At 65.1% G+C, this 25,961-nt stretch carries 24 protein-coding genes and 1 riboswitch; of the genes, 14 read left to right on the top strand and 10 right to left on the bottom strand.

Translation table 11 applies throughout. The annotated features are described in order from the left end of the window. Positions 1–114 precede the first annotated feature (114 nt). Positions 115–1,275: a PQQ-dependent sugar dehydrogenase gene (locus tag NQE15_RS09080; protein ID WP_265948771.1), complete on the top strand. Its 1,161-nt coding sequence runs from the start codon at positions 115–117 to the stop codon at positions 1,273–1,275. A gap of 18 nt (positions 1,276–1,293) precedes the next feature. On the opposite strand, the gene NQE15_RS09085 is transcribed toward NQE15_RS09080, so the two are convergent. The 5 genes from NQE15_RS09085 to nhaD form a co-directional block, all read right to left on the bottom strand. Continuing rightward, positions 1,294–1,623: a c-type cytochrome gene (locus NQE15_RS09085; protein ID WP_265948773.1), complete on the bottom strand. Its 330-nt coding sequence runs from the start codon at positions 1,621–1,623 to the stop codon at positions 1,294–1,296. Between the two features lie 17 nt (positions 1,624–1,640). Beyond that, complete coding sequence (locus NQE15_RS09090; RefSeq protein WP_265948775.1) at positions 1,641–2,012, bottom strand: DUF779 domain-containing protein; 372 nt, start codon at positions 2,010–2,012, stop codon at positions 1,641–1,643. Positions 2,013–2,104: 92 nt separating this feature from the next. After that, the gene (locus tag NQE15_RS09095) at positions 2,105–3,625 is read right to left on the bottom strand and encodes an aldehyde dehydrogenase family protein (protein WP_265948777.1); all 1,521 of its coding nucleotides are present in this window, start codon (positions 3,623–3,625) and stop codon (positions 2,105–2,107) included. A 400-nt stretch (positions 3,626–4,025) separates the two neighbouring features. Further along, the gene (locus NQE15_RS09100) at positions 4,026–4,586 is read right to left on the bottom strand and encodes a hypothetical protein (RefSeq protein WP_265948780.1); all 561 of its coding nucleotides are present in this window, start codon (positions 4,584–4,586) and stop codon (positions 4,026–4,028) included. Between the two features lie 7 nt (positions 4,587–4,593). Beyond that, a riboswitch (cyclic di-GMP riboswitch) is annotated at positions 4,594–4,691 on the bottom strand. A gap of 169 nt (positions 4,692–4,860) precedes the next feature. After that, positions 4,861–6,144: a sodium:proton antiporter NhaD gene (gene nhaD, locus NQE15_RS09105; protein WP_265948788.1), complete on the bottom strand. Its 1,284-nt coding sequence runs from the start codon at positions 6,142–6,144 to the stop codon at positions 4,861–4,863. Positions 6,145–6,310: 166 nt separating this feature from the next. On the opposite strand from nhaD, the gene nhaR reads away from it, so the two are divergent. After that, a complete protein-coding gene (nhaR, locus tag NQE15_RS09110; protein ID WP_265948795.1) occupies positions 6,311–7,210 on the top strand; it encodes a transcriptional activator NhaR in 900 nt (299 codons plus the stop codon). Here the strand turns inward: nhaR and NQE15_RS09115 are convergent. Next, on the bottom strand, positions 7,207–8,361 hold the full coding sequence (locus NQE15_RS09115) for a patatin-like phospholipase family protein (protein ID WP_265948797.1): 1,155 nt from the start codon (positions 8,359–8,361) through the stop codon (positions 7,207–7,209). The two genes, nhaR and NQE15_RS09115, sit on opposite strands and share 4 nt — an antisense overlap. Before the next feature lie 232 nt (positions 8,362–8,593). On the opposite strand from NQE15_RS09115, the gene NQE15_RS09120 reads away from it, so the two are divergent. The 8 genes from NQE15_RS09120 to NQE15_RS09155 all read left to right on the top strand — a co-directional run bounded on the left by NQE15_RS09120 (position 8,594) and on the right by NQE15_RS09155 (position 17,502). Beyond that, positions 8,594–9,514, top strand: coding sequence for an aldo/keto reductase (locus tag NQE15_RS09120; protein WP_265948800.1), 921 nt, complete (start codon positions 8,594–8,596; stop codon positions 9,512–9,514). A 10-nt stretch (positions 9,515–9,524) separates the two neighbouring features. Continuing rightward, positions 9,525–10,247, top strand: a complete 723-nt coding sequence (locus NQE15_RS09125; protein ID WP_265948803.1) for an NADPH-dependent F420 reductase — start codon at positions 9,525–9,527, stop codon at positions 10,245–10,247. A 7-nt stretch (positions 10,248–10,254) separates the two neighbouring features. Further along, positions 10,255–11,181: an aldo/keto reductase gene (locus NQE15_RS09130; RefSeq protein ID WP_265948806.1), complete on the top strand. Its 927-nt coding sequence runs from the start codon at positions 10,255–10,257 to the stop codon at positions 11,179–11,181. 3 nt (positions 11,182–11,184) lie between these two features. Further along, positions 11,185–12,456, top strand: coding sequence for an NTP/NDP exchange transporter (locus NQE15_RS09135; RefSeq protein ID WP_265948809.1), 1,272 nt, complete (start codon positions 11,185–11,187; stop codon positions 12,454–12,456). A gap of 174 nt (positions 12,457–12,630) precedes the next feature. Next, positions 12,631–13,890 (top strand): HD-GYP domain-containing protein, encoded by a 1,260-nt coding sequence (locus tag NQE15_RS09140; RefSeq protein WP_265948816.1) that lies wholly within the window; start codon positions 12,631–12,633, stop codon positions 13,888–13,890. Further along, positions 13,887–15,563, top strand: a complete 1,677-nt coding sequence (locus tag NQE15_RS09145) for an ATP-binding protein (protein ID WP_265948823.1) — start codon at positions 13,887–13,889, stop codon at positions 15,561–15,563. The genes NQE15_RS09140 and NQE15_RS09145 overlap by 4 nt, the downstream gene beginning before the upstream one ends. A gap of 128 nt (positions 15,564–15,691) precedes the next feature. Beyond that, the gene (locus NQE15_RS09150) at positions 15,692–16,276 is read left to right on the top strand and encodes a bacteriohemerythrin (RefSeq protein ID WP_265948825.1); all 585 of its coding nucleotides are present in this window, start codon (positions 15,692–15,694) and stop codon (positions 16,274–16,276) included. Continuing rightward, positions 16,210–17,502 carry a helix-turn-helix domain-containing protein gene (locus NQE15_RS09155; RefSeq protein ID WP_265948828.1) on the top strand — a complete coding sequence of 431 codons (1,293 nt, stop codon included), beginning with the start codon at positions 16,210–16,212 and terminating at the stop codon, positions 17,500–17,502. The genes NQE15_RS09150 and NQE15_RS09155 overlap by 67 nt, the downstream gene beginning before the upstream one ends. Positions 17,503–17,609: 107 nt before the next feature. Here NQE15_RS09155 and NQE15_RS09160 read toward each other — a convergent pair whose 3' ends face one another. From NQE15_RS09160 to NQE15_RS09175, 4 genes are all read right to left on the bottom strand, one after another. Further along, entirely contained in the window at positions 17,610–18,140 is a 531-nt protein-coding gene (locus tag NQE15_RS09160; protein ID WP_265948831.1) for a cache domain-containing protein, read from the bottom strand. Between the two features lie 53 nt (positions 18,141–18,193). Continuing rightward, positions 18,194–18,475 carry a hypothetical protein gene (locus NQE15_RS09165; protein ID WP_265948833.1) on the bottom strand — a complete coding sequence of 94 codons (282 nt, stop codon included), beginning with the start codon at positions 18,473–18,475 and terminating at the stop codon, positions 18,194–18,196. A gap of 49 nt (positions 18,476–18,524) precedes the next feature. After that, complete coding sequence (locus NQE15_RS09170) at positions 18,525–18,908, bottom strand: c-type cytochrome (RefSeq protein WP_265948836.1); 384 nt, start codon at positions 18,906–18,908, stop codon at positions 18,525–18,527. Between the two features lie 93 nt (positions 18,909–19,001). Continuing rightward, entirely contained in the window at positions 19,002–20,789 is a 1,788-nt protein-coding gene (locus tag NQE15_RS09175; RefSeq protein WP_265948839.1) for a PQQ-dependent methanol/ethanol family dehydrogenase, read from the bottom strand. Positions 20,790–21,212: 423 nt separating this feature from the next. Here NQE15_RS09175 and NQE15_RS09180 point away from each other — a divergent pair, with 423 nt between their 5' ends. From NQE15_RS09180 to NQE15_RS09195, 4 genes are read left to right on the top strand one after another with little or no spacing between them, the layout of a single operon-like run. Further along, a complete protein-coding gene (locus tag NQE15_RS09180; RefSeq protein WP_265948846.1) occupies positions 21,213–21,983 on the top strand; it encodes a quinoprotein dehydrogenase-associated SoxYZ-like carrier in 771 nt (256 codons plus the stop codon). Next, the gene (locus NQE15_RS09185) at positions 21,980–22,918 is read left to right on the top strand and encodes a quinoprotein relay system zinc metallohydrolase 1 (RefSeq protein ID WP_265948855.1); all 939 of its coding nucleotides are present in this window, start codon (positions 21,980–21,982) and stop codon (positions 22,916–22,918) included. The genes NQE15_RS09180 and NQE15_RS09185 overlap by 4 nt, the downstream gene beginning before the upstream one ends. Next, positions 22,915–23,634 carry an energy transducer TonB gene (locus tag NQE15_RS09190; protein WP_265948859.1) on the top strand — a complete coding sequence of 240 codons (720 nt, stop codon included), beginning with the start codon at positions 22,915–22,917 and terminating at the stop codon, positions 23,632–23,634. The genes NQE15_RS09185 and NQE15_RS09190 overlap by 4 nt, the downstream gene beginning before the upstream one ends. Next, the gene (locus NQE15_RS09195) at positions 23,631–25,955 is read left to right on the top strand and encodes a TonB-dependent receptor (RefSeq protein ID WP_265948861.1); all 2,325 of its coding nucleotides are present in this window, start codon (positions 23,631–23,633) and stop codon (positions 25,953–25,955) included. The genes NQE15_RS09190 and NQE15_RS09195 overlap by 4 nt, the downstream gene beginning before the upstream one ends. Positions 25,956–25,961: the final 6 nt, after the last annotated feature.

Consider the following 25,961-nt stretch of genomic DNA (forward strand, 5'->3'; position numbering starts at 1 on the left):
CTCCTGGCCGGTTGTTGCCCTAAGTCAAGCAATGTCGCGCGTCCACACGACTGAACCTGATCGTCTAAATCCTGGTCAATAAACCATTGTCTTGAATCGTGACGGGAGTCTGGTATGAGCAATCGACGGTTGCGGTTTTACCTTGTGGCCGGCGCGCTGGTGCTGGCCGCGACGATTGCGCCGGCCGCCGGGCCGGTATTCCGCAGCGAAAAGGCGAGCTTCAGCGTCAACGCCCTGACTGGTGGGCTGGAACACCCCTGGGGCCTGGCCTTTCTGCCCGACGGCCGTTTTCTGGTGAGCGAGCGGCTGGGCCGCCTGCGCGTGATCTCTGCCGACGGCAAGCTCGATCCGCAGCCGGTGGGCGGGGTGCCGGCGGTGGCTGCAGTCGGCCAGGGTGGGCTGCTCGATGTCGTGTTGCATCCGAAATTTGCCGACAATGGCTGGGTCTATCTCTCCTATGCCGGCGCGGGGCCTGGCGGGATCGGTACCGAGGTGGCGCGCGGGCGCTGGGTGTCGGATCGCGCCGGCCACCGCCTGGAGGGTTTGCAGGTGATTTATCGCCAGCGGCCGAAGTCCGATACCAAGGTGCATTTCGGCTCGCGCCTGGTCTTCGACCGGGCCGGCTTGCTCTATATCACCCAGGGCGATCGCGGTGAGATGACGCGCGCCCAGCCGCTCGATGATCTGGCCGGCAAGCTGGTGCGCTTGCGCGACGATGGTAGCGTGCCGCCGGACAATCCGTGGTCGGGCAAGGCCGGGGCGCGGCCGGAAATCTTCAGCTTCGGGCATCGCAGCGTGCAGGGCGCGGCGCTGCATCCGGCGAGCGGCGAGTTGTGGGCGCACGAACACGGCCCGCAGGGTGGCGATGAGATCAATGTCGTGCGTGCCGGTCGCAACTACGGCTGGCCGGTGATTACCTACGGCGTCAATTACGGGATCGGCACCAAGATCGGGGTCGGCACCCAGCGCGAAGGAATGGAGCAGCCGGTACTCCAGTGGACGCCATCGATCGCGCCATCCGGCATGGCCTTCTATAGCGGCGAGCGTTTTCCCGGCTGGCGCGGCAATCTGCTGGTCGGGGCGCTGAAATTCAAGATGCTGGTCCGCCTGGAACTGGACGGTACCCGCGTCGTCCACGAGGAGCGCATGCTGGCCGAGCGTTTCGGCCGCATCCGCGATGTTCGGCAGGGGCCGGACGGACTGATCTATCTCTTGACCGACGAGCCTGACGGCCAGTTGCTGCGCCTCGAACCGCTGGCCGCCGGGCGCCCGTAGGCGCCGGCGGTGGGGGGCTTACTGGAGAGCGAGGATCCAGGCGATGGCTGCCTTCAATTCCTCGTCGCTGATCTTGTCGGCGGGGTGGGGCAGCATCGGGACGGCTCCCCAGTTGCCGGAACCGCCGGCGCGCACCTTGTCGAACAATTGGGCCGGGGCCTTGGCGTCGCCCTTGTACTTGGCGGCGACTTCCTTGTAGGCTGGGCCGACGCGCTTGGCATCGACGGTGTGGCAGGCGATGCAGCGGGCTTTCTTGACGATCTCTTCGCTGGCCGCGGCGGGCTTGGCGATGGTCAGGCAGGCGGCCGCCAGCAGCGGCAGGATCAGGGTGGTGGTATGTGCTTTCATGTTGATTCCTTGCGGTGTTAAACGAGGCCTGCGGCCTGTAGTTCCGCCCATTCGGCATCGGTGAAGAGCCGCGAGCGGGTGTGAAAGGCCTTGCCGGTGTTGCCTTCGAGCGAGAAGGTGCCGCCCGAGCCATCGATGACGTCGATGATCAGCTGCGTGTGCTTCCAGTATTCATACTGCGAGGCGCTCATATAGAAGGGCACGTCGCCGATGTCGCCGAGGTGCACATCGTAGGGGCCGATGGTCAGATCGCTCGGCAGGTAGCAGTTGGCGGCACTGTTGTCGCAGCAGCCGCCGGACTGGTGGAACATCAATTGCGGCCCGTATTGCTGTTTCAGGAGCGCAATCAGTTCCAGCGTCGCCGGGGTGGCGATGACGCGTTCGACCATGGTGTTCTCCTCGAATCGGTGTTTAAAAAAGGGGGGCGGTTGCCCGCCCCCTGAAAGTGCCCGCAAACTGGGCCAGTGGAGGAGATGCGCGGTTAGAAGAAGCCCAGCTTCTGTTCGGCGTAGCTGACGAGCAGGTTCTTCGTTTGTTGGTAGTGGTCGAGCATGACCTTGTGGGTTTCGCGACCGATGCCGGATTCCTTGTAGCCGCCGAAAGCGGCGTGGGCCGGGTAGGCGTGGTAGCAGTTGGTCCACACGCGACCGGCCTGGATGGCGCGGCCCATGCGGTAGGCGACGTTGCCGTTGCGACTCCAGACGCCGGCGCCGAGACCGTACAGCGTGTCGTTGGCGATGGCCAGGGCTTCGGCTTCGTCCTTGAAGGTGGTGACGGCGAGCACCGGCCCGAAGATTTCTTCCTGGAAGATGCGCATCTTGTTGTGGCCCTTGAACAGGGTCGGCTTGACGTAGAAGCCGCCTTCGATGTCGCCACCGAGGTGGGCGCGTTCGCCGCCGATCAGCAGTTGGGCACCTTCTTCCTTGCCGAGATCGAGGTAGGACTGGATCTTGGTCATCTGTTCCTGCGAGCACTGGGCACCCATCATGGTCTCGGTGTCGAGCGGGCTGCCCATCTTGATGGCGGCAACGCGCTTCAGGGCACGTTCCATGAACTTGTCGTAGATCGATTCCTGGATCAGGGCGCGCGACGGGCAGGTACAGACTTCGCCCGAGTTGAAGGCGAACAGCACCAGGCCTTCGATGGCCTTGTCGAGGAAGCCGTCATCCTTGTCCATGACGTCGGCAAAGAAGACGTTGGGCGACTTGCCGCCCAGTTCCAGGGTGGCCGGAATCAGGTTGTTGGCGGCGGCTTGGGCGATCACGCGGCCGGTCGAGGTCGAGCCGGTGAAGGCGATCTTGGCGATGCGCTTGCTGGTGGCGAGCGGCATGCCGGCTTCGCGGCCGAAACCGTTGACGATGTTCAGCACGCCCGGCGGCAGGATGTCGGCGATCAGTTCCATCAGGATCAGGATCGAGATCGGGGTCGATTCGGCTGGCTTCAAGACGACGCAGTTGCCGGCGCCGATCGCGGGTGCCAGTTTCCAGGCGGCCATCAGGATCGGGAAGTTCCAGGGGATGATCTGGCCGACGACGCCGAGCGGCTCATGGATGTGGTAGGCCATGGTGTTCTCGTCGATTTCCGAGATACCACCTTCCTGCGAGCGCAGGCAACCGGCGAAGTAGCGGAAGTGGTCGACGGCGAGCGGGATGTCGGCGTTCAGCGTTTCGCGGATCGGCTTGCCGTTATCGACCGTCTCGGCATAGGCCAGCAGTTCGAGGTTGGCTTCGAGGCGGTCGGCGATCTTGAGCAGGATATTGGAGCGGGTCGTGGCATCGCTCTTGCCCCATTTCGGGAAAGCGGCATGGGCTGCGTCGAGCGCCAGTTCGACGTCTTCGGCGGTGGAGCGGGCGGCCATCGTGTATGGCTTGCCGCTGATCGGGGTGATGACGCTGAAGTACTCACCCTTGACCGGAGCGACCCACTTGCCGCCGATGAAATTGTCGTACTTGGATTTGTAAGCGATTTTGGCGCCAGCGGTGCCGGGGGCTGCGTAGAGCATATATGTCTCCTGAAATTTATGAGGTTGCTAACGGGTTGATTCGAGGGGAAGGAACTGGTTCGATCTGAACCGGCGCCCTGCCGTGTGTCCTGCCAGATAAGGTGCATGCCGTATGCCAGCCGCCCGGCTGCCGGTTCGCAATATTGAAATCTCAAATAAATCATCCACTTGTCGATTTGTCGGCCGAGTCGTGGCGGAGGGGGTGGGGCGGCCGGTGATCAATTGCTCAGCAACTGTTCCAATGCTGAGCAGATCGTGCACGGGCAACACGGGAGCGTCGGGCCTGATTCAGGCGGAGTGCTGAATTACGCGGGAAAATGGACGTGCCGGGGGCGGCGTGGCGGCGAAAATGCCTTCCGGTCAGCGGTTTGCGTGGCCGACCCAAGGCCGGCGCGGCGCCTTAGCTTACAAAACCGCGTTTGCGCTTCTTGTTATTGGCTGAGGCCGCCACTTCGCTCGGGGCCAGGGCCAGGGCCAGGGCCAGACCCTGGGCATTCATTTCGGCGAGGATTTCCGATTCGCTGCTGCCCGACTCCAGGGCGGCGGCGCGGACTGGCGCAAAGCCATCGGTGTTGGCGTCGAAATGGATCGAACAATCCTTCTGTGCGCCGCACATCACCGACTTGGCCAGCTGCCCGACAAAGTCCATCTCGTAGGGTGTGGTCATCAAGGGAATGCTGATGTGGGTTCCCGCCAGTTGCTCGGGGCTGCCCCAGATCATGCGGACCAGCGTCGGCAGGCGACGGTCGATCCGGCTGGCCACTTCGGTAGCCCGTAGCTCGATGCCCTGAGTCGGGGCATGAATCAGCAAACACTGAACGCTGAGCGTGGTCGGCGCGTACCAGCAGGCCCAGCGCGGGCCATCAGCCAGGGGATTGTCGATATTGGCAAAACTGAAGTTTGAGACAGCGAGTGCTGCGAACAGCAGCAACGAACGAACAACGTGGCGAACGACGCGCATGCGTAACCCCGGCAATCCCGCTGTCGTGGGGTGAAGCCAGGGCTTCTCCCGGTAGACCGGTGACTTTGCGAACCCGCCTTTCGGTCGGGTGTGCCTTTTTCGGATTTGAGCGAGTTCAAGTCGGCGCTTGAACTCATTCTCCCTTATGGTGTTTTGCTATTCCAAAACACTATGGTTACGATTTTTGCAACAAAGTTGATCTGCGTCAATGTTTCATTGGCGATATGTCGATGCTCTGGCTTGACTTTTACTTCGCAAGGCGGTCGAGCTCCGGTTACGTGAGCAGCTGATGCTGAACGAGATAGACACCTGCCCCGGCAAAATAGCCGACCAGGGCCAGTCCGCTGATCTTGCGGACGTACCAGAAGAAATGGATTTTCTCGAGCCCCATGGCGGCGACGCCGGCGGCCGAGCCGATGATCAGGATGGAACCGCCGGTGCCGGCGCAATAGGCCAGGAACTCCCAGAGAAAATGGTCGGGTGGGAAGTCGGTCAGGCTGTACATGCCCATCGAGGCGGCGACCAGGGGCACGTTGTCGACGATGGCGCTGACCATGCCGATGATCAGCACGATGACGTCCTGTCGCCCGACGGTCTGGTCGAGCCACTGGGCGAGTGCGGTCAGGATATGCGTATGTTCCAGCGTCGCCACCGAGAGCAGGATGCCGACGAAGAAGACCAGGGAACTCATGTCTATTTTGCTCAGGGCATGGGCCAGCGTGAGGTGCTGCTTGAACTCGTCTTCCTTGTGGCGATGCACCAGATCGCCGACCAGCCAGAGGATGCCCAGGCCGAACAGGATGCCCATGAAAGGCGGCAGATGGGTGATCGTCTTGAAGGCGGGTACGGCCACCAGGATGCCCAGGCCCATGAAGAACATCAGATTGCGTTCGAATTCGGTGGTGCGCAAACCATGGTCGTCGTCGACTAGTTCCGGCGATTCCACCTGGCGGCCGCGCAAGGCGTAGGCCGTAATGCCCAAGGGTACGATCAGGCTGACCAGGGACGGCAGGATAACGCCCTTGATGATGGCCAGCGCCGTGATCTGGCCGCCAATCCACAGCATCGTCGTCGTCACGTCACCGATCGGCGACCAGGCGCCGCCCGAATTGGCCGCGATGACGATGATGCCTGCGAAGAACAGGCGATCGTCGTGCTTGGCGAGGAGCTTGCGCATCAGCGAGATCATCACGATCGTGGTGGTCAGGTTGTCGAGCAGGGCGCTGAGGAAGAAGGTGACGAAACCAACCAGCCACATCAGCGACGACAGATTCGCCGTCCGGATGCGCTTGGTGATCACTTCGAAGCCGTTGTGAGCATCGACCACCTCGACGATGGTCATCGCCCCCATCAGGAAGAAGACGATCTGGGCCGTGCCCATCAGGGATTCGCCGAGTTGCTCACCGACGAGGTGGTGATCACCCATCGCCAAAGCATAGATGGTCCACAGCAGGCCAGCACCTAAAAGTGCCGATGCCGATTTGTTGATCTTTAGTGGGTGTTCCAGCGCAATCGCGGCGTAGGCGATGACGAAGACGACAACAATCGCAGTGAGCATTTCGACAACCTTTGGCAGGGCGGGTGACAGGGGGCGGACGCGTCGCGAGCGTCGGCAATTGCTGGCCGTGCTCGCGCCGGGCGCATACAGTAGCGCAGTCGGCGAGTAAAATAAATTCGATTTATTTCATTTAATCATGCGTTTTTCTCGATGAATTTGGCGGCCCATGAACCACAAGCATCTGTTCTATTTCTGGAAGGTGGCCAAGGCCGGCAGCGTGGCGCGTGCTGCCGAGGCGATCAATGTCACACCGCAGACCCTGAGCGGCCAGATCGGCTTGCTCGAAGCCAGTCTGGGAACGGAGCTGTTCGCGCGCCAGGGACGCTCCATCGTCCTTACCGAGGCGGGGAAGATGGCCCTCGAATACGCCGACGAACTTTTCGCCCTGAGCGCCGAGCTGGAGGTGATGATCAAGCATCATCCCAAGGGCCGGCCGGCGGAATTCCGGGTCGGCGTTTCGGATGCGGTGCCGAAATCCCTGGCCTGCCGCCTGTTGCAGCCGGCCATCCACGGCGAGCATTCGACCCGCATCGTCTGCCGCGAATGGCAACTCGACCGCCTGCTGGCGCAATTGGCCATCCATCAGCTCGATATGGTGATTTCGGATGGACCCATCCCGCCTTCGTTCAGCGTGCGGGCGTACAACCATCGCCTGCTCGAGTCGGACTTGACCTTTCTCGCCGCCAAGCGCCTGTTGGCCGACAACCCGGCGCCCTTTCCGGCCTGCCTGAATGTGCTGCCGGTGCTGCTGCCGGGCGAGGATTCCGCCCTGCGCGCCGCGCTGCAACCCTGGCTCGAAAGAAAACGTATCCGCGCCCGGGTGGTCGGCGAGTTCGATGATACGGCCCTGATGGCGGCCTTCGGCCAGGCCGGGGTCGGGGTCTTTCCGGTCCCCTCGATCGCGGTCGAGGAATTTCTTGCGGCCGGCGAATTGGCGGTGGTCGGGCGGATCGACGAGGTTCAGGTCAGCTATTTCGCCATCTCCGTCGAGCGTCGGCTAACCCACCCCTGCGTGCTGGCCGTCACGCAGTCGGCCCAGCGCATGGGCTTGTCGGCCGCCGGCTAGTTTCCCCCGGACACCGAGAAGTCATGCACCACGATGCCTTCCGCGCGCGCCACCTTTTCTTTCTCCCACGGTTTTTCGCGCAGGGCGCGAGTCGTGTCGGCAAAGCCGGCGGCCCGGCGTTCGGCTACCCGGCCGGCCTCGAACTCGATGTCTTTGGTGTGATCCTCGCCGGACAGGCGCGGCGCCTGGAGGTAGACCAGATGAAAAACGCTGCCGCAACCCAGGCGGGCCAGCTCGCGGAGCGGCGACTGGGGCTTCAGTTCGGCCAGTTCGTAGCTAAGCAGGTTCACGGCATGACGCAACTGGTGCAGTTCACTCTCGATCGCAATCAGCGAATCGGCCCGGCTCGCATACTGGATCTCCTTGCTGCGTCGCAGGACGTCGCGCAGCGTCTGTGGCGCCTGGTCGTCCTGCTGCCACAGCGTCGCGAACAGGCATAGCGAATGGATACGCGGCTGACGCAGAATCCATTCGAGCGGGGTATTGGAATAGATGCCGCCATCCCAATACAGGCGGCCGTCGATTTCGACCGGCGGAAAGGCCGGGGGCAGGGCGCCGCTGGCCAGGATGTGCTCGGGGCCGAGGCGGCACTGATGGGAATCGAAATAGTGGAGCCGGGCGCTCTCGATATCGACCGCGCCGACCGCGAGGCGCACCGGCGATCCGGCAAGGTAGTCGAAATCGACCAATTCGCACAGCGTCTCGCGCAGCGGGGTGACATCGTAGAAACTGGCTTCGCCGGGGGCGGTGGCCAGCCCGAAGGCGAAGCCGGCGTTGGCGCGTGGCAGAAAAAAGCCGGCCAGGCCGAAGGTCATGGTCTGCAGGCTGCGCAGCGTGCTGCCGAAACCGTCGCCCAACGTCAGGCAGCTTTCGGGTAGCGACCAGGCGGCGGCAAGGCCGGATTCCGGGCGCGACATGCGGTCCCAGAATTCGGCGAGGCGGGCGCGGCGCGTTTGCGGTGGGTTGCCGGCGATCAGCGCGGCGTTGATTGCGCCGATCGAGGTGCCGACAACCCAGTCCGGCTTCCGGCCGCTCTCCTCAAGCGCCTCGAAGACCCCCGCCTGGTAGGCGCCGAGCGCGCCACCGCCCTGAAAAACGAGGATCGTGCGTTGTGGTTCGACGATGCGGGCGGTCTTGTGGGCGGCAGGCATGGCGTTCTCCGGAGCAATGCCGGGTAGACCGGCCTTCGGCCGAGCGGTGCCGTCAATTTTTCGCTAGTGCCGGAATTTGCCATTCTTGCCACCCCGGCAGGGTGGCGGGCGGCGGACGGGAACTTGCATCGGCTGCCAACGGTCTGCACAGAATCGACTCGGCTTCCATCGGGGCGCCGGACCTTCCGGGAGAAGGGCATGAACGAGCGCTTGCAGAAAGCACCAGCCTGCCATGACACGTAGCGCCTTCCTGCGCTTCGCGGCGGGCACGGTTGCGGCACTGGCGCTAGGCGGGGGCGCCGGGCAGGCTGCGGCCGGCGCAATGAAAGCGATGCAGCGGCGGGCGATTCCGGCCAGCGGCGAGTTGCTGCCGGTGATCGGCCTCGGTACCTATCAGGGCTTCGACGCGGCGCCTGGCAGCGAGGAATACGGCCGCCTGCCCGCCGTGCTGCGCACGCTGTTCGCCGCCGGCGGAGCGGTGGTCGACAGCTCGCCGATGTATGGCCTGGCCGAAGCCGTCACCGGCGAACTGATTGCCGCCAATGGCAACCGGCGCAAGGCCTTCGTCGCAACCAAGGTATGGACGCGCGGGCAGAACGAAGGCGTGCGGCAGATGGAGCAGTCGCTGCGCCTCTTGCGCGCCGAGCCGCTCGACCTGATGCAGGTGCACAACCTGGTCGACTGGCGCACCCAGCTCGCCACGCTGCGCGACTGGAAGGCGGCCGGGCGCATCCGCTACCTCGGCGTCACCCACTACCACGCCGGCGCCTACCCCGAACTGGCCGCGGTAATGCGGGCCGAGCGCCTGGATTTTTTGCAGATCAACTATTCCCTCGATGAGCGCGAAGCCGAACGGCTGATCCTGCCGCTCGCCGCCGAGCGCGGCATGGCGGTGCTGATCAATCGCCCGTTCGGCGGCGGCGGGCTGTTGCGTCGCCTGCGCGAGCGGCCGCTACCGGTCTGGGCGGGCGAGATCGAGGCCGCCAGTTGGGCGCAGCTGCTGCTCAAGTTCGTGCTCAGCCAGCCGGCGGTGACCTGCGCCATCCCCGGCACCGGTCGCCCCGAGCACATGGCCGACAACGCCGGCGCCGGCCGCGGCCGCATTCCCGACGCCGCCTTCTGGCGCCACCACCCCGAGTTGTTCGATCTCTGAGGAGCGCCCGATGCCAGTTTCCGCCTTTGCTCCCCGGCGCCGCGCCCTGCTGGTCGCCACGCTGTCGCTCGCCGTGCCCGGCTTTGCCCATGGCCAGAAGGCCGGCCTGAAGATCGGCATCATCGGCACTGGCCGTATCGGCGGCGCGCTGGCCGAACACTGGGCGCGGGCCGGGCATGAACTGACCATCTCCTCGCGCCATCCCGAGGAACTGCGCCCGCTCGCCGAGCGCCTCGGCCCCCACGTGCGCGTCGGCACGCCGGCCGAGGCCGCCGTCTTCGGCGAGGTGCTGCTGATCGCCGTGCCCTACGGCGCCTTGCCGCAGATCGGGCGCGACTACGCGGCGCAGATGCGCGGCAAGGTCGTGCTCGAAACCGGCAATCCCTTCCCCGGGCGCGACGGCGAAATCGCCGAACCGGCGCGCGCCAAGGGCACCGGCCTCGCCTCGGCAGAATACCTGCCCGGTGTGCGCCTGGTCCGCGCCTTCTCGTCGGTGCCGCATACGGCCGTGCAGGGCGAGGCCTACCGGCCCGGCGAACGGGTCGGCATTCCGCTGGCGGCCGACGATCCGAGCGCGCTGGCGGTGGCCGAGCGCCTGGTCCGCGATGCCGGCTTCGAGCCGGTGGTGGTCGGCAGTCTCGCTCGGGCCCGCGACTTCGATGTTGGCAGCGCGGTGTTCGGCCGTGCGCTGACGGCGACCGAACTGCGCCAGGCGCTGGGCCTGGGCCGTTGAGCTAGCCATGAAGCCCCCCTCGTCGTTCCCGCGCCGCCACCTGCTCCAGGCCGGCCTCGCCCTCGGTGCTGGCGCGCTACTGCCGCCGGCACAGGCCGAATCGCCGCTGCTCACCCGACCGGTGCCGTCCACCGGGGTGCGCCTGCCGATCGTCGGTATCGGCACCAACCGCTTCAGTTCCGGCGTTCCGACCTATTTCGCCCGCCTGCGCGACACCCTGACCGCCTTCGCCAAACTGGGCGGCAAGGTCGTCGACACGGCGCCGGCCTACGGGGATTCGGAAAGTGTCATTGGCGCCATCCTCGGCGAGACCGGATTGCGCGAGCAGCTTTTTTTGGCCACCAAGGTCGGCCGGGAAAGCGCCGCCGACGGCCGCGAAAGCCTGGCCCAGTCCTTCGCCGCGCTGCGCAGCCGGCGCCTCGATCTCGTGCAATTGCACAGCCTGCGCGGCGTCGAGTCCGTGCTGCCGGTGCTGCGCGAACAGCAGGCGGCGGGCCACATCGGCCATCTTGGCATCACCACTTCGACCGCCAGCCAGTATGCCGAGATGGAAGCGGTCATGCGCCGCGAGCGGCTCGACTTCATCCAGGTCGATTACGCGGTCGGCAACCGCGGCGCTGCCGAGCGCCTGTTGCCGCTGGCCGCTGAGCGCGGCATGGCGGTGCTGGTCAATCTGCCCTTCGGGCGCGGCGCGCAGTTTCGCGCCGTCGGCTCGCGGCCGCTGCCGGAGTGGGCGGCCGAGATCGACTGCCGTTCGTGGGCGCAGGTCTTTCTCAAATACGTGCTGTCTCATCCGGCGGTTACTTGCGCCATTCCCGGCAGCACCCAGGTCGTCCATGTCGCCGACAACCTCGGTGCGGCGCGCGGCCGGCTGCCCGACGCGGCGTTGCGCCAGACCATTGCGCGCTATTTCGACGCCATCGCGGACGGCTGAACGGTGTTCGCCACGCTGTTCGCGCGGCTGGTTCCGGTGCGCTCCGGCGAGACAGTGCCAATGCTGCTCGCCACAGCCTACGGTTTCGCCATCCTGTTCGCCTATTACCTGTTGCGCCCGGTGCGTGACGAGATCGGCGCCGCCGACCGCGGCAACCTGCAACTGCTGTGGACGGCGGTGTTTCTCGTCATGCTGCTCGCCGTGCCGCTCTATTCGGCGGCCGTCTCCCGGCTCCGGCGCGGCGTCTTCATCCCGCTCGCCAACCGCTTCTTCGCCGCCCACCTGATTCTCTTCTACCTGGCGCTGGTCATGTTGCCGGAATCAGCCCGGCCCTGGATCGACCGCGTCTTCTACGTCTGGGTCAGCGTCTTCGCACTGTTCGTGGTCACCGTGTTCTGGGGGCTGGTGGTCGACCTGTTCCGCGACGAGCAGGGGCGGCGGCTGTTTGGCTTCATCACCGTCGGTTCCTCGCTCGGCGGCATCGTCGGCTCGGCGACCACGGCGCTGCTGGCACAGCAGATGCCGGTCTTCCTGCTCCTGCTGCTCGCCGTCCTGCCGCTCGAGGTGGCAGGACGGCTGGGGCGGGCTCTCGACCAGCAAGCCGCAGCGGCACCGGCCACGCTCAACCGCGAACCCGAGGCGCGCATCGGCGGCAGCGCCTGGAGCGGCATCGGCCCGGTGTTCGCCTCGCCTGTGCTGCGCAATATCGCGCTGTGGATCCTGCTCATGACCTTCGCCTCGACCATCCTCTATTTCGTGCAGTCGCACCTGGTCGGCGAGGCGATCACCGACCGCGCCGCGCGCCGGGCCTTCCTGGCGCGTATCGATCTCGTCGTCAATGTTGTCACCATCGTCACCCAGGCCCTGCTCACCGCCCGCATCCTGGCCTGGATCGGTATCGGGGCGACGCTTGCCGTGCTGCCGGCGGTGGCGGCGCTCGGCTTCATTGCGCTGGGCAGTGCCCCGGCCACGATGGCCTTGAGCGCGCTGCTCGTCGTCCGCGTGCTCTACGACAGCAGCCGCCATGCCCTGGCCAAGCCGGCCCGTGAAGTGCTGTTCACCAGGCTCAGCCGCGAGCAGCGTTACAAGTCCAAGGCCTTCATCGACGCCGCCGTCTATCGCGGCGGCGATCTGCTCAGTGGCTGGCTCTACGCCGGCTTCGCCGCCCTCGGCCTGAGTACTGCGGCTATCGCCCTGGCCGCGGCGCCGGTGGCGGTGCTCTGGGCCTTGCTCGGCTGGCGCCTGGGGCGGGGCGAGGCGGAACGTCGGGAATGATCTGATCGTTTTTGCGGCTGCCCGGTCTACGCATTGAAGACGGTCGCCGGCAAGCTGGATTCGACCGGATATATCGGATATAAATGGCATAGATTTTCTGCATTCCCCGGCAGTTTTCCCGCGCAGTCACTGATTAAGGCCTCCAGAGCGATGTCAGACAGTCCCAGGATCACCATGGATCAACTCCGGATCGGACTGTATGTCTTCCTTGATCTGAGCTGGTTTCAGCATCCGTTCGCGTTCAGCCATTTCAAGATCAAGTCCGAGGAGCAAATCGCCACGATCCGTGGCCTCGGCTTGAAGAGCGTGCGTTACAACCCGGCGATGAGTGACAACGATCCGCCGCCGGCAGAGGCATCGGGGCAAGCGGCGACGCAGCCCGTCGCCGAACCGGCGTCGGATTTCGTCGCGCAGGCCCTGGCCGCCAAGCGCGCGATGATGGAGCGGATCAGGGTCCAGCGCGAGGCGGCGGCGCGGATCGAGAATGCCTTCATCAATACCGCCAAGACGGTCCGCGACGTCGAGAAGAACCTGTTCACCCAGCCGGCCGAAACAGTGCGCCAGGCATCGAAACTGGTCAGCCAGATCGCCGAATCGATCCTCTGCGCGCCGGAACTCGCCATCCATGTCATGGGCGACAAGATGGGCGGCGAGGAACTGTATTTCCATTCCCTGAACGTCACCACGCTGGCGATGATGATGGCCCGCGACATTCAGCTACCGGCCGAGGTCGTCGGCACGCTGGGCATGGGGGCGCTGTTTCACGACATCGGGCGCAAGGAGATTCCGAACCGGATTCTGCTGAAGACCGAGCCGCTAACCCAGGCCGAACGCCATCTCTACGAAATGCATTGCCAGTACGGGGTCGAGATCGGCCAGCGCCTGCAGTTCGCTCCACCGGTCCTGAGCATCATCCGCGAGCACCACGAACTGTTCGACGGCAGCGGTTATCCGCAGAAACTCAAGGGCGAGTCGATCGGCCTGCTGTCGCGCATCGTCGCCCTGACCAACCACTACGACGAGCTGTGCAACCCGCCCAATATCACCGATGCCCTGACCCCGCACGAGGCGTTGTCGCTGATGTTCGCCAGGCTGCGCAACAAGTTCGATCCCAAGCTGTTGCAGGTGTTCATCCGTTGCCTCGGCGTCTACCCGCCGGGCACGATCGTCCAGCTCTCGAACGGGGTGATCGGCATGATTGCCACGGTCAATACCGCCAAGCCAATGAAGCCGATGGTCGTCATCTACGACGCCGAAATCCCCAAGGAGGAGGCGATCCTGGTCGATCTCGAACGCGAAACCGACCTCAACATCGCCAAGGCCATCCGTCCGGCGCAGGTGCCGGGGGAAATCTACAACTATCTCAGCCCGCGCAAACGGGTCAGCTACTATTTCGATGCCGGCCAGCCCGGGCAGGCAAAGGCGACCCCATGAGCAGTCTGGAACGACTGATGCTCGACCACAGCCCGAGCATGATGCTGCTGGTCGAACCGCAGGACTTGCGCATCGTCATGGCCAACCGCGGCGCCTGCCAGACCCTGGGCTACGCCGAAGAAGCGCTGCTGGCGATGACCATCACCGAGATCGAAAGCTCGCTGCAGGATGTTTTCTACTGGGAGGACGTGCGTAACGGCCAGTATCAGGACATCGACAGCCAGGAAGGACTCTATCAGTGCGCCGATGCGTCGCTGCTGACCGTCACCAAGTCGGTCCGCGTCGTCGACCACGACGGGGCGCCGCTGTTGCTGGTGCAGGCGCGCGATACAGCCAACGAGCGCCAGGTCGAGGATGCGCTCGAGCAGACGCTGTCGCAACTGCGGGCGACGCTCGAATCGACCGGCAACGGCATCCTGGTGATCGACTGGCAGGGCAAGATCGCCAGCATGAACCGGCTGTTCAGCACGATGTGGAACATCCCCGAAGACCTGCTGCTCGCCCGCGACGATGCGGCGATCCGCGAGCTGATGATCGCCCAGGTCGAGGAACCCGAGGCCTGCCGGACGCGCCTGCAGGCGATTGTCGTCAGCATCGAGACCGAGGAGTTGTTCCGGCTCAAGGATGGTCGCGTCTTCGAATGCAAATCGCGCCCGCAATACCTCGGCGAGCACATCGTCGGCCGCGTCTTCGGCTACAACGACATCACCGACCGCACTCGGGCCGAGGAGGCGCTGCGCGATTCGCGCGACAAGCTCGAGGAGCGGGTGCGCGAGCGCACCGCCGACCTGGAGGACGCCAACGCTAGCCTGCTCGCCGAAAAACAGCGCCAGGCAGAGCTGATCAGGAAGCTCGAAGAGGCCCAGAACCAGTTGCTGCAGTCGGAAAAAATGGCCTCGATCGGCCAGTTGGCGGCGGGCGTGGCGCACGAGATCAACAATCCGGTCGGTTTCGTGAATTCCAACCTCGGTACCCTGCAGCGCTACGTCAATAACATGCTGATGCTGCTGGCGGCCTACGAACAGCTGGAAGAGTCGATTCTGGACGATCTGCTGATCGACATCCGGCAATTGAAGAAGGATGTCGACGCCTCGTACATGCGCGAAGACGTCGGCGTCCTGCTCACCGAGTCGCTCGACGGCTTGCAGCGCGTGCGGCGCATCGTTCAGGACCTCAAGGATTTCTCCCACGTTGACAATGCCGAGCTTGAGCGGGTCAAGCTGGAAACCGGGCTGGAAAGCACGCTCAATGTCGTGTGGAACGAACTCAAGTACAAGGCCAAGGTCGTCAAGGAATTCGGCGATACCCCGCAGATCGAATGCTTCCCCTCGCAACTCAACCAGGTCTTCATGAACCTGCTGATCAATGCCGCGCATTCCATCGAGGATCACGGCCAGATCACCATCCGCACCGGCCACGACGAGGAGAACGTCTGGGTCGAGGTCGAGGATACCGGCAAGGGCATCGCGCCCGAACACCTCGGCCGGATCTTCGAGCCCTTCTTCACCACCAAGCCGGTCGGCAAGGGCACCGGGCTTGGGCTGTCGCTCTCCTACGGGATCGTCAACAAACATCACGGGCGCATCGAAGTGACGAGCGAGGTCGGCCGGGGTTCGGCGTTCCGGGTGGTGCTGCCGCGCGGCCCGGCCGGCGAATCGCAGGGCGCCGCTTAGTACCACGACGACAAAGGCTGGCACTAGCGGGGGGTGGCCTAGGCGCTCCGATTCGCGACGAGTATCATGTTCGAACGCGCGGCGCCGCCCGCCGTCATCGAACAACCGCCTGGGGTCGCCTTTTTCACATGAACGCAACGAAGCATCTTCTCGACTGGAACGACTATCTCAAGACCGGTATCGACATCGTCGATCAGCAGCACCGGGGGCTGGTCGATCTGGCCAACGAAACGGCCGCCAAACTGAGCTCGGGCGATGGTCTGAGCGTCGACGAGATGCGCACCCTGCTCGGCTTCCTGACCGATTACGCGGCTACCCATTTCAGCACCGAAGAAGCCTTGATGGCGCTCAGCGGCATCGACGAGGAACACGTCGTCCATCATCGCCAGTCGCATGCCAACTTCCTGAACCAGGTCAATACCATGGTCGACGAACTGGGCGGCGGCGAATTGACCGGCGAGCAACTCATGGAGTTTCTCGGCAACTGGCTGATCTACCACATGCTGGGCGAGGATCAACGGCTGTCCCGCCTGCTGCGCAACGAGCCGGCCGGCGCCGCCGAAACGGGGGCGAGGGCGCCGCCAAGCTGCCGCCGCTGCCCGCGCAGGAGGCCGCCAACCGCTCGCTGGCCAAGCTCTATGCCTTCATGGCCGAGCGCAACCAGCAACTGCAGGCTACCGAACAGGCCCAGCGCACGCGCAGCAACCAGATGACCGAACTGGTCGCCGAACAGACCGCCGAACTGGCCGCCAGCGAAGAACGTTTCCGCGCCCTGTTCCACAACGGCATGCTGCCGATCATCATCAGCCGCCTCGAAGCCGACCTCAGGCCCGGTCCGATCATCGACGCCAACCCCGCCGCCTGCCAGTTGCTGGGTTACGAGGCGGCGGAACTGCTCAGCCGTTCGCCGCTCGATCTGGTCGCTCCCGACGAGGTTGCCCGTTTTCCGATGCTGATCAGCGAGTTGCTGGTGACCGGGAAGTTCGAATGCGAAATGACCCACGTCACCAAGGCCGGGCAGCACCTGACCACCCAGATGAGCATGGCGCAGTTCGTCATCCATGGCGAGCCGGTCGCGATGTCGGTCATCCAGAACCTTCCCAGCAACCGGGCCGCCGAACTGGCTCAGGGCGACATCCAGCGCCAGGCCAGACGCCTGGCCGAGATCCGCAGCGGTTTTCTCTCCGGCGCCGGCCCACAAGCCGGTCTGGCGCGTGACGCGGCGACTGGCCAGCCGGCCGGCACGACCGGTGAACCCATGGCGCCGGCCCAGATTGCCGCCTTCATTGCCGGGCACGATCTGTTCAACGAGGTCGCGCCCAGGGACCTGGCGCAACTCGTTGCCGCTACCGGCGCCCGGCGTCTGCAGAAGGGCGAAATTCTCTTCGAGAAAGGCGCCCGGCCGGCCGGCATTTTCCTGGTCGCCAGCGGGCATATCCTGCTCGCCGTGTCGTCGCCGCAAGGCGGCAAGAAGGTGCTCGGCATCTTCGGGGGGGGGCAGAGCATCGGTGAGGCCGAAGTCGTCATGGATAGCCCCTATCCCTATTTCGCCGAGTCGGTCGATGATTCCGAAGTCCTGGAAGTGGGGCAGGGTGCCCTGCTGGCGCTGCTCGACAAGGACAAGAAGTTTGCCCGCCGGCTGATGAACTGCCTCGGGGCGCGCCAGCACGACCTGGTGTACAGCGTCGAATCCTATACGCTGCGCACCGGCGCCGAGCGGGTCATCGGCTACCTGCTCCAGCACGCCAAGATCCAGGCCAGTGGACGCCTGATCGTCGAACTGCCGGCGACCAAACAGCTGATCGCTTCGCTGCTCCACATCACGCCGGAAACCCTGTCGCGCATCTTCCGCGACCTCAGCGAAGCCGGCCTGATCCAGGCCAGAACCCGGCACATCCAGATTCCGGATATCGACCGCCTGATTGCCTACGAGGTCTGATTGGCGATCTCGGAAGGGCGCAAAAACAAAAAGCCGGCTGGAATGCCGGCTTTTTGCTGTGCTGTCATCGGCACCCGTGCCGATTTTCCTGAGTGGATACGGAGAAATCAGTCCAGGTAATAACCGACACCGAGCAGGCTGTTTTCGACGCGCTGGATAAAGGAGCGCTTGCGCTCGACGGCATTGGTGACCGGATTGCGCCAGACGTAGTCGACGACGCCCGTGCCCTTGTTCCTGGCCTGGTCGATCATTTCCTGAATCAGTGCGCGGCCTTCGACATCGTGAAGATTGCGGGCGTCGGTGCCGGTCCAGGCCGGATTGACGCCATGTGCCTCAAATAGTCCGCTGTCGAGATTGACCGCAAAAACGTAGAGGTCGTCATGCACGAAAGCGCCCCTGGTGTCGTTGAAAGCCTTGTTGGCGTTGCTCATGCCGTTCTTGATGGCGAAGGCGACGGCCTCGCCGAGCAGTTTCTGGGCATCCATCGCCGTGGCGTGCGGCGAGTAGTAGCCGACGCCGAGGATGTAGTCACCTTGACGGTGCAGCCAGGCGGTCTTGGGCTCGACATGGTTGGTCTTGCGATTGAGCCAGACGTAGCGGATGCGCGCCTCGGTCTGCTTGTCGGTGACCGCGATCATGTGGCGGAAGAGCGGCGTGCCGGCGGCATCGACGCTGTCGAGGACGTTGAGGCCTACCAGCGAGTCGGGGCGGCGCCGTTGGCGACATAGGTGCCCTTGCGATCGATCACGTAAACATAGAGGTCTTTCCTGACGAAAGGCCCCTTGGTGTTGCTGAAGGCAGCCCAGGACTTCTCGGGGCCGTTGGCTTGCAGATACTTCACGGCCTGGTCGAACAGGACGCGGGCTTCGCGCGGGGTGGCACGGTCACCGGCCAGGGCCGTACCGCAACAGACGGCCAGCAGCAGGCTGGCGAAGTACGCGGCCAGGCGGGCGGCGAGGGAAGGTTTGCTCATACTCGGAAACTCCGGAAGGTTGGGCCGGTCAGCAGCATACGTTGCATGCTTACTTCAGCGACAGGATCCAGGAAACCAGCTGGCGGGTATCGGCCGGGCTGATGGCGACGGCGTTGGGCGGCATGGCGAGGCCGGATACGCGGTTCTTCCAGTGGCTGGAGTAGGGGTTGGAGCCTTCCTGGACGACGCGGGTCAGGAATTCGGTGGCGCCTGGCTTGCCGCGGTACTGATTGGCAACATCGATCCAGGCCGGGCCGATCGGCTTCAAGCCGTCGGGCCCCGGCTTGTCCTTTTCGATGCCGTGGCAGGTCGTGCAGCCGCTGGCGAGGGCCAGCTTCTTCATATCGGCGTCAGTTTTGGCGTCGGCCATGGCCGCGGGGCTGAGAACGAGGCTGGCCAGCAGCGCTGCGGCGAGTTTGTGGTGACGGAACATGACGGTTTTCCTTGTTGGTATTGAATGAAACGGACGTGCTGATGCAGTCGATTCCGTCATCCCCGCCTGCGCGGGGATGACGGAAACTCTAGCTTAGCTGCCCTTGTGCAGCTTGAACACCCACACGGAACCGCCCTGTTCGAGGAAGTTCACGCGCTTGGCGACGTCGCCGCCCCAGAGCGGCACGGCGCCGCCCCAGCCGGTCGTGACGGCGATCATCTGCTCGCCATCCTGCTCCCAGCTGACTGGCGGTGCAACGATGCCAGTACCGGTCTGGAAGGACCACAGTTCCTTGCCGGTCTTGGCATCGACGCCCTTCAGGTAGCCTTCCGGCGTGCCGTAGAAGACGATGCCGCCGGCCGTGGTCAGGACTCCACCCCACAACGGAGCGTAGTTCTTGTTTTCCCAGACGATCTTGCCGGTGGCTGGGTCGACCGCACGCAGCACGCCGATGTGGTCTTCGTTCAGCGCCTTGATCGTGAAGCCGGCGCCGAGGTAAGCCGCCCCCTTCTTGTAGGACACCGGTTCGTTCCAGATATCCATCGACCACTCGTTGGCCGGCACGTAGAAGAGGCCGGTCTGCGGGCTGTAGGCCATTTGCTGCTGGTTCTTGCCGCCGAGGAAGGATGGGGCCGAGAAGACGACCTTGCCCTTCTTGCCATCGGCGCCCTGCGTCGGGTCGCCCGGGCGGCCCTCTTCGATGTAGTTCGGACGGCCGGTTTCCATGTTGTAGCCGGTGGCCCAGGTGATCTTCTTGACGAAGGGGAAGACGTTGAGCAGCTTGCCGTTGGTCCGGTCATTGACGAAGAAGAAGCCGTTGCGGTCGGCCTTGCCACCGGCCTTGATCAGCTTGCCGGACTTCGGATCCTTGTAATCGAAGGAAACGAATTCGTTGACGCCGTCGAAGTCCCAGCCGTCGTGCGGGGTGTTCTGGTAGTGCCAGGCGATCTTGCCGGTATCGGCGTCGATGGCCACGGTGGAGGACGAGAACAGGTTGTCGCCGGGGCGCAGGTGGCTGTTCCACGGCGCCGGGTTGCCGGTGCCGGCGAAGATCAGGTTGGTTTCCGGATCGTAGGTGGCGCCATTCCAGGTCGCTGCACCGCCGGTCTTCCAGAGGTCGCCGGACCAGGTGGCGTTGAGCGTGCCGGAGATGCCGTTTTCGATTTCCTTGCCGTCCTGGTAGGTGTAACCCATGTGGCCTTCGACGGTCGGACGCGTCCAGACCAGCTTGCCGGTCATCGGGTCGCGGGCGTCGATGCGGCCGACGGCGCCGAATTCACCGCCCGAGATGCCGGTGATCAGCTTACCCTTGGCAATGATCGGAGCGGCAGTCGCGGAGTAGCCGGCAGCGTAGTCGCCGAGCTTTTCCTTCCAGACCACCTTGCCGCTGTCCTTGTTGAGCGCGACTAGTTGGGCGTCGAGGGTGGCGAAAATGACCAGGTTGCCGTACAGCGCGGCGCCACGGTTGATCACGTCGCAGCAGGGCATGATGCCGTCGGGCAGGCGATGCTCGTACTTCCACAGTTTCTTGCCGGTCTTGACGTCGATCGCGAACAGGCGGCTGTAGGAGGCGGTGACGAACATCTTGCCGTCGGCAATCACCGGCTGCGATTCCTGGCCGCGCTGCTTCTCGCCGCCGAAGGACATCGACCAGGCGGGCACCAGGTTCTTGATGGTCTTGGTATTGATCTGGGTGGACGGGCTGAAACGCTGGCCCTGGGTACCGAGGCCGAAGCTGACGACGTCGCCGGTGGTCTTGGCGTCATTGAGGATGTCAGCGTCGGTGACATCCCTGGCCAGGGCCGGGCTGCCGGCAAAGGCCGCGGCGACGAGCAGGGCAAGGCCGAGCGCGCGTCGCTGGGGAGGGGTATGACTGTGCATGGATTGTCTCCTTGTGTATGCATGGGCTCCAGGGCCACGACCAGCATGGCGGCTGGCCCGGGCGCAAGGAACGGATCGACCCGGCGGCCACCTTCCATTCCCTGAATCGGCCCCCGGCAATAGAAGCGGTTTGCAAGGGCTGTGCCATGAACGCCGGGAACGGCCAACAGCCGCGATGGGCCTCGCCGCTGGGGCTTTCGCCGGATTTGCCCGAGCTGTGCAGCGTTCACCGGCTGCCTGCTGCAAATGAACACAGTTGCTCCAAAGTTGCACAACCCGGTTGCTGAAATTGCCCGCCGGATTTGTGCAATCCCCGGTTTTTCCCGCCGGGAAGGGCGTTTGCGGCGGCGCCCCGGCTTTGGCACGGCGCTTGCGAACATTCCCTGCAAACAGCTCACACAAGAGCGACTGGAGAGACGAGACATGAAATTCCCGATGACCATCGCTGCGATTGCCCTGGCCGCCCTGATGGCGCCGGCCGACGCGGCAGCGTTACGGGAAAGTGGCGACCCGCTGGCCTCGGCGCGCTGGGGCGAGATGGAAAAAGCTTTCCTGGGCGGGGCGCCGATGCTCTTCGATCCGCGCGTCAAGGTAATCGCCCCGGCCACCGCCGAGAACCCGATGCAGGTCCCGGTCACCGTCGATGCCACGGCCCTGGGCAAGGTGGTCGAGGTGGTCGTTTTCGCCGACTTCAATCCCATTGTTCAGGTGCTGCGTTTCTTCCCCGAGACCGCCCCGGCCTTCCTCGGCTTTCGCGTCAAGCTGCAGCAGTCGACCCCGGTCCGCGCCGCGGTGCGCACGGTCGATGGCGTCTGGCATGTCGGCGGCACCTGGGTGGACACCGTCGGTGGCGGGTGTACGGCGCCGACCGGCAGCGCCGCCGCCAAGGACTGGCAACAGCGGCTCAACGTGGTCAGCGGCCGGCAATGGACGGCCGGCCCTAACGCCGGCCGCGTCCGCCTGCGCATCGAACATCCGATGGATACCGGCCTGGTCGCCGGCACCCCGGCCTTCCACCTCGAAGAGATCGAACTGGCCGACGCCGCCGGTCAGCGCCTGATGCGCGTTCAGACCTACGAGCCGGTCAGCGAGAACCCAGTATTCACCTTGAACCTGGAGAGCGTCGCCGGGCCGCTCGAAGCCAGTGGCCACGACAACAACGGCAACCGTTTCAAGGCCCGGATCGCGCCATGAATTACTTGGTGGTTCTCCTCCTCTGCGGCCTGGCCGGGTCGGTGCTGGCAGCCGACTTCGACTATCGCCTGCAGCCGCAGGCCGTTGCCGAAGACGTCCACGCCTTCATCGGCAAGAGCGAGGACTTCACCACCAGCAACGGTGGCAACATCGTCAACACCGGCTTCATCGTCGCCCCGGGCGGTCTGGTCGTCATCGATAGCGGCCCATCGCTGCGCTACGGCGAGCAGATGCGCCGCGCCATGGCCGCGGTCAGCGAACGGGCGCCGGCCCTGGTCATCAACACCCATCATCACCCCGATCACTTTCTCGGCAACCAGGCCTTCGCCGGCGTCCCGCTCGCTGCCTTGCCGGCCACCATGCAGGGCATCGCCAGCGAAGGCAACGCCTTCGCTGAGAACCTCTATCGCCTGAGCGGCGACTGGATGAAGGGCACCGAAGTGCTCGCCCCGACCCGGGTGCTGGCCGCCGGCACCAGCGAGATCGCCGGCCGCAAGTTGCGCCTGATCGCCCTCGACGGCCACACCGGTGCCGATCTTGCCGTCTACGACGAGGCCAGCGGCGTACTCTTTGCCGGCGACCTCGTCTTCAACGGTCGCGCCCCGACTACGCCGCATGCCGATATCGGGCACTGGCTGGCGGCGCTCGATCAACTCGAAGCGATCACCCGCGAAGCCGGCTTCACGGCGCTGGTCCCCGGACATGGCGCGGTCGCCCGGGACGCCGCCCCGATCCGCCAGACACGGGCCTGGCTGAACTGGCTGACCGGCGCCCTGCGCCAGGCGGCGCGCGACGGCCTCGACATGAACGAGGTGCTGGCCCGTCCGCTGCCGGCCGAATTCGCCCAACTGGCAGTGGCGGCCAGCGAATACCGGCGCTCGGTCGGCCACCTCTTCCCGGCGGCCGAGCAGGAAGCGCTGGGAGTGCCGAAATGACCACGGCCGCGCTGCGCTGGTACTGCGTTCCGCGCGTCATCGACCGGCGTTTCGCCAAGCTGCTTGGCCTGTCGCTGGCCCTGCACGGCACACTGTTCGTCGCCACTGCCTGGCAGCGCCCGGCGGTGCGGCCCGAGTTGCCGCCGATCGTCGCCACGCTGCGCCTGATCGCCAGCCCCGAATCCAGACCGTCTGCCGCCGTCGCCCCGGCGCCCACGGCAGTGGTCCCCGAGAAGGTCCGGCAGCCTGAAGTGCGTCGGGAGAAGCGGTTGTCTCCCCGCGCGCAGGAGGTTGCCGGGCCGGCCAATCCGCCGGCCCCGGCCGTTGCCGATGCGCTGCCGGCCGCAGTGCCGGCGGTCGCTGCGCCAGCGCCGTCCACGCCAGTCGCCGCAGCGGTACAGCAAGCGCCGGCCGCCGATCTGCTCGCCGCTTACCGCCAGCGCCTGACTGAACTGCTCGCCGGCCAGCGCGAATATCCGCGCATCGCCGCCTTGCGCGGCTGGGAAGGCGAAGTCCGGCTGCGTCTGCGGGTGGCACGCAAGGGCAATCTGGTTGGCGTCGTGCTCGACCGTTCGAGTGGCTTCGAGGTCCTCGACCAGCACGCGCTGGCCATGCTGGCCGGCCTCGGCAGCCTGCCGCCGCTGCCCGAAGGCCTCGAGGGCAGCGAAATCCAGATCGTCGTTCCGGTCAGTTACAAACTCAATAAAACAACATGAAGAGACAACAGATGTTCCTCCGCTCGCCGCGCCGCCTGCTCGCCCTGGCCCTGAGCGCCGCCTGCGCCCCGGCCTCCGCCGCCGACAAGGTGATTCAGACCGAGACCATCGAAGTGGTGGGCAACTCGCCGCTGGCCGGCATCGGCATTCCGCGCCAGCAGGTGCCGGCCAACGTCCAGTCGGTCAGCGAACGCCAGCTTGAGGAGCAGGAAAGCCTGAACCTGCCGGAATTCATGGTTCGCCAGCTGCCCAGCGTCAATATCAACGAGGTCCAGGGCAACCCCTTCCAGCAGGACGTCAATTACCGCGGCTTCACCGCCTCGCCGCTGCTCGGCACGGCGCAGGGCCTCTCGGTCTACCTCGACGGCGTACGCATCAACGAACCCTTCGGCGACACCGTGAACTGGGATCTGCTGCCCCATTCGGCGATCGCCGGCATGGAGCTGGTGCCCGGTTCCAACCCGGTCTTCGGCCTGAACACCCTGGGTGGCGCGCTGGCAATCCGGACCAAGAGCGGTTTCAGCCATCCCGGCAGCAAATTCGAGCTGTCCGGCGGCAGTTTCGGGCGCAGCAATGTCGAAGTGGAGCATGGCGGCACGGCCGGCACGCTGGGCTGGTACGTTGCCGCAGACTGGTTCAACGAAGACGGCTGGCGCGATTACTCCAAGTCCGAGGCCAAACAGTTGTTCGGCAAGTTGTCGCACAAGAGCGCCGCCGGCGAGGCCGACCTGACGTTAACTCGCGCCGTGACCAAGATGACCGGCAACGGCCTGCTGCCGCTGTCGATGTTCGCGGCCCGCCGCGAGCAGATCTTCACCCACCCCGACCAGACGCGCAACGACCTGACGCAGTTGGCGCTCAGCGGCCGCCTCTGGCTCAGCGACACGCAAAGCCTCTCCGCCAATGTCTATCACCGGCGCAGCAAGACGCGCACCCTGAACGGCGACGCCAACGACGAGTTCGAGGACGGCCCCTTCGACGGTGTCTCGAACCACGAGTCCGGCGCCAACAATCGCACCCGCACCCGGCAGCAGGGCAGCGGCGCCGCGCTGCAATGGAACCTCAACACCGAACGCCAGCAGCTGACGGTCGGCACCTCGCTCGACTACGCCCGGATGCGCTTCACCCAGACCCAGGAAATCGGCGTCATCGACGCGACACGCGGCGTCTCCGAACTTGGTCCGGTCGAGGAAGAGAACGCCGTGCGTGGCACGACCCGCACGGCCAGTTTCTTCGTCACCGATACCGTGGCCCTGACCCCGAAGCTGCACCTGACCGGCGCCGCCCGCTACAACATGAGCCGGGTCACGACCCACGACGAGCTCAACCCCAACCCGCCCAACCTCGACGGCGACCATAGCTACAAGAAGCTAAACCCGGCCCTCGGCCTGACCTGGCAGCTCGCGCCGGCACTCAACGCCTATGCCGGTTTCAGCCAGGGCAACCGGGTGCCGACGCCGATCGAGCTGGGCTGCGCCGACCCGGCCAATCCCTGCACCCTGCCCAATGCGATGGCCGCCGACCCCTTCCTCAAGCAGGTCGTCGCCCGGACCCTGGAAGCCGGCCTGCGCGGCAAACTGGCCGGCGATATCGGCTGGAATGCCGGGGTCTATCGCACGGAGTCTGCCGACGACATCCTGTTCGTTGGCACTTCGACCAGCGCCGGCTACTTCACCAACTTCGGCAAGACCCAGCGCCAGGGGCTGGAACTCGGCCTCAACGGCCAGCTACGGCGCGTCGACTGGTTCGCCAACTACAGCTACCTGCACGCCACCTTCCAGTCCGCCGCCTGCCTGCTCGCCGAGAACAACAGCTCGCGCGGCACCGCAGCCGAATGCACGGCCAACGGTCAGGACGACGAAATTCTGGTCGGCAAGGGCGATCGCCTGCCCGGCCTGCCAACACATAGCTTGAAGCTCGGCCTTGGCTGGCGGGCGACCGACTGGCTGCGGCTGGGCGGCGACGTCCAGGCCTTCTCCGGCCAGTACGCCCGTGGCAACGAAAACAACCAGCACCAGTCGGGCACCGTGACCGACGCCTTCGGTACTACCCGGACCTTCGACGGCCCGGGCAAGACCGCCGGCTACGCCATCCTGAATCTCAATGCCGAGGCCAAACTGGGCGCCGGCTGGCAGGTCTTTGCCCGGGTCAACAACGTCTTCGATAAGCGCTACGCTACGGCCGCCGCGCTCGCCGAAAACCCGTTCAATGCCGGCGGCAGCTTCCAGAGCGATTCCGGCGACTGGCGGCGCGAAACCTTCGTCGCTCCCGGCGCGCCCCGTGCCGCCTGGATCGGCGTCCGCTACGCCTTCGGCAAATGAACGCCC

Source organism: Dechloromonas sp. A34 (assembly GCF_026261605.1).
Classification (GTDB): domain Bacteria; phylum Pseudomonadota; class Gammaproteobacteria; order Burkholderiales; family Rhodocyclaceae; genus Azonexus.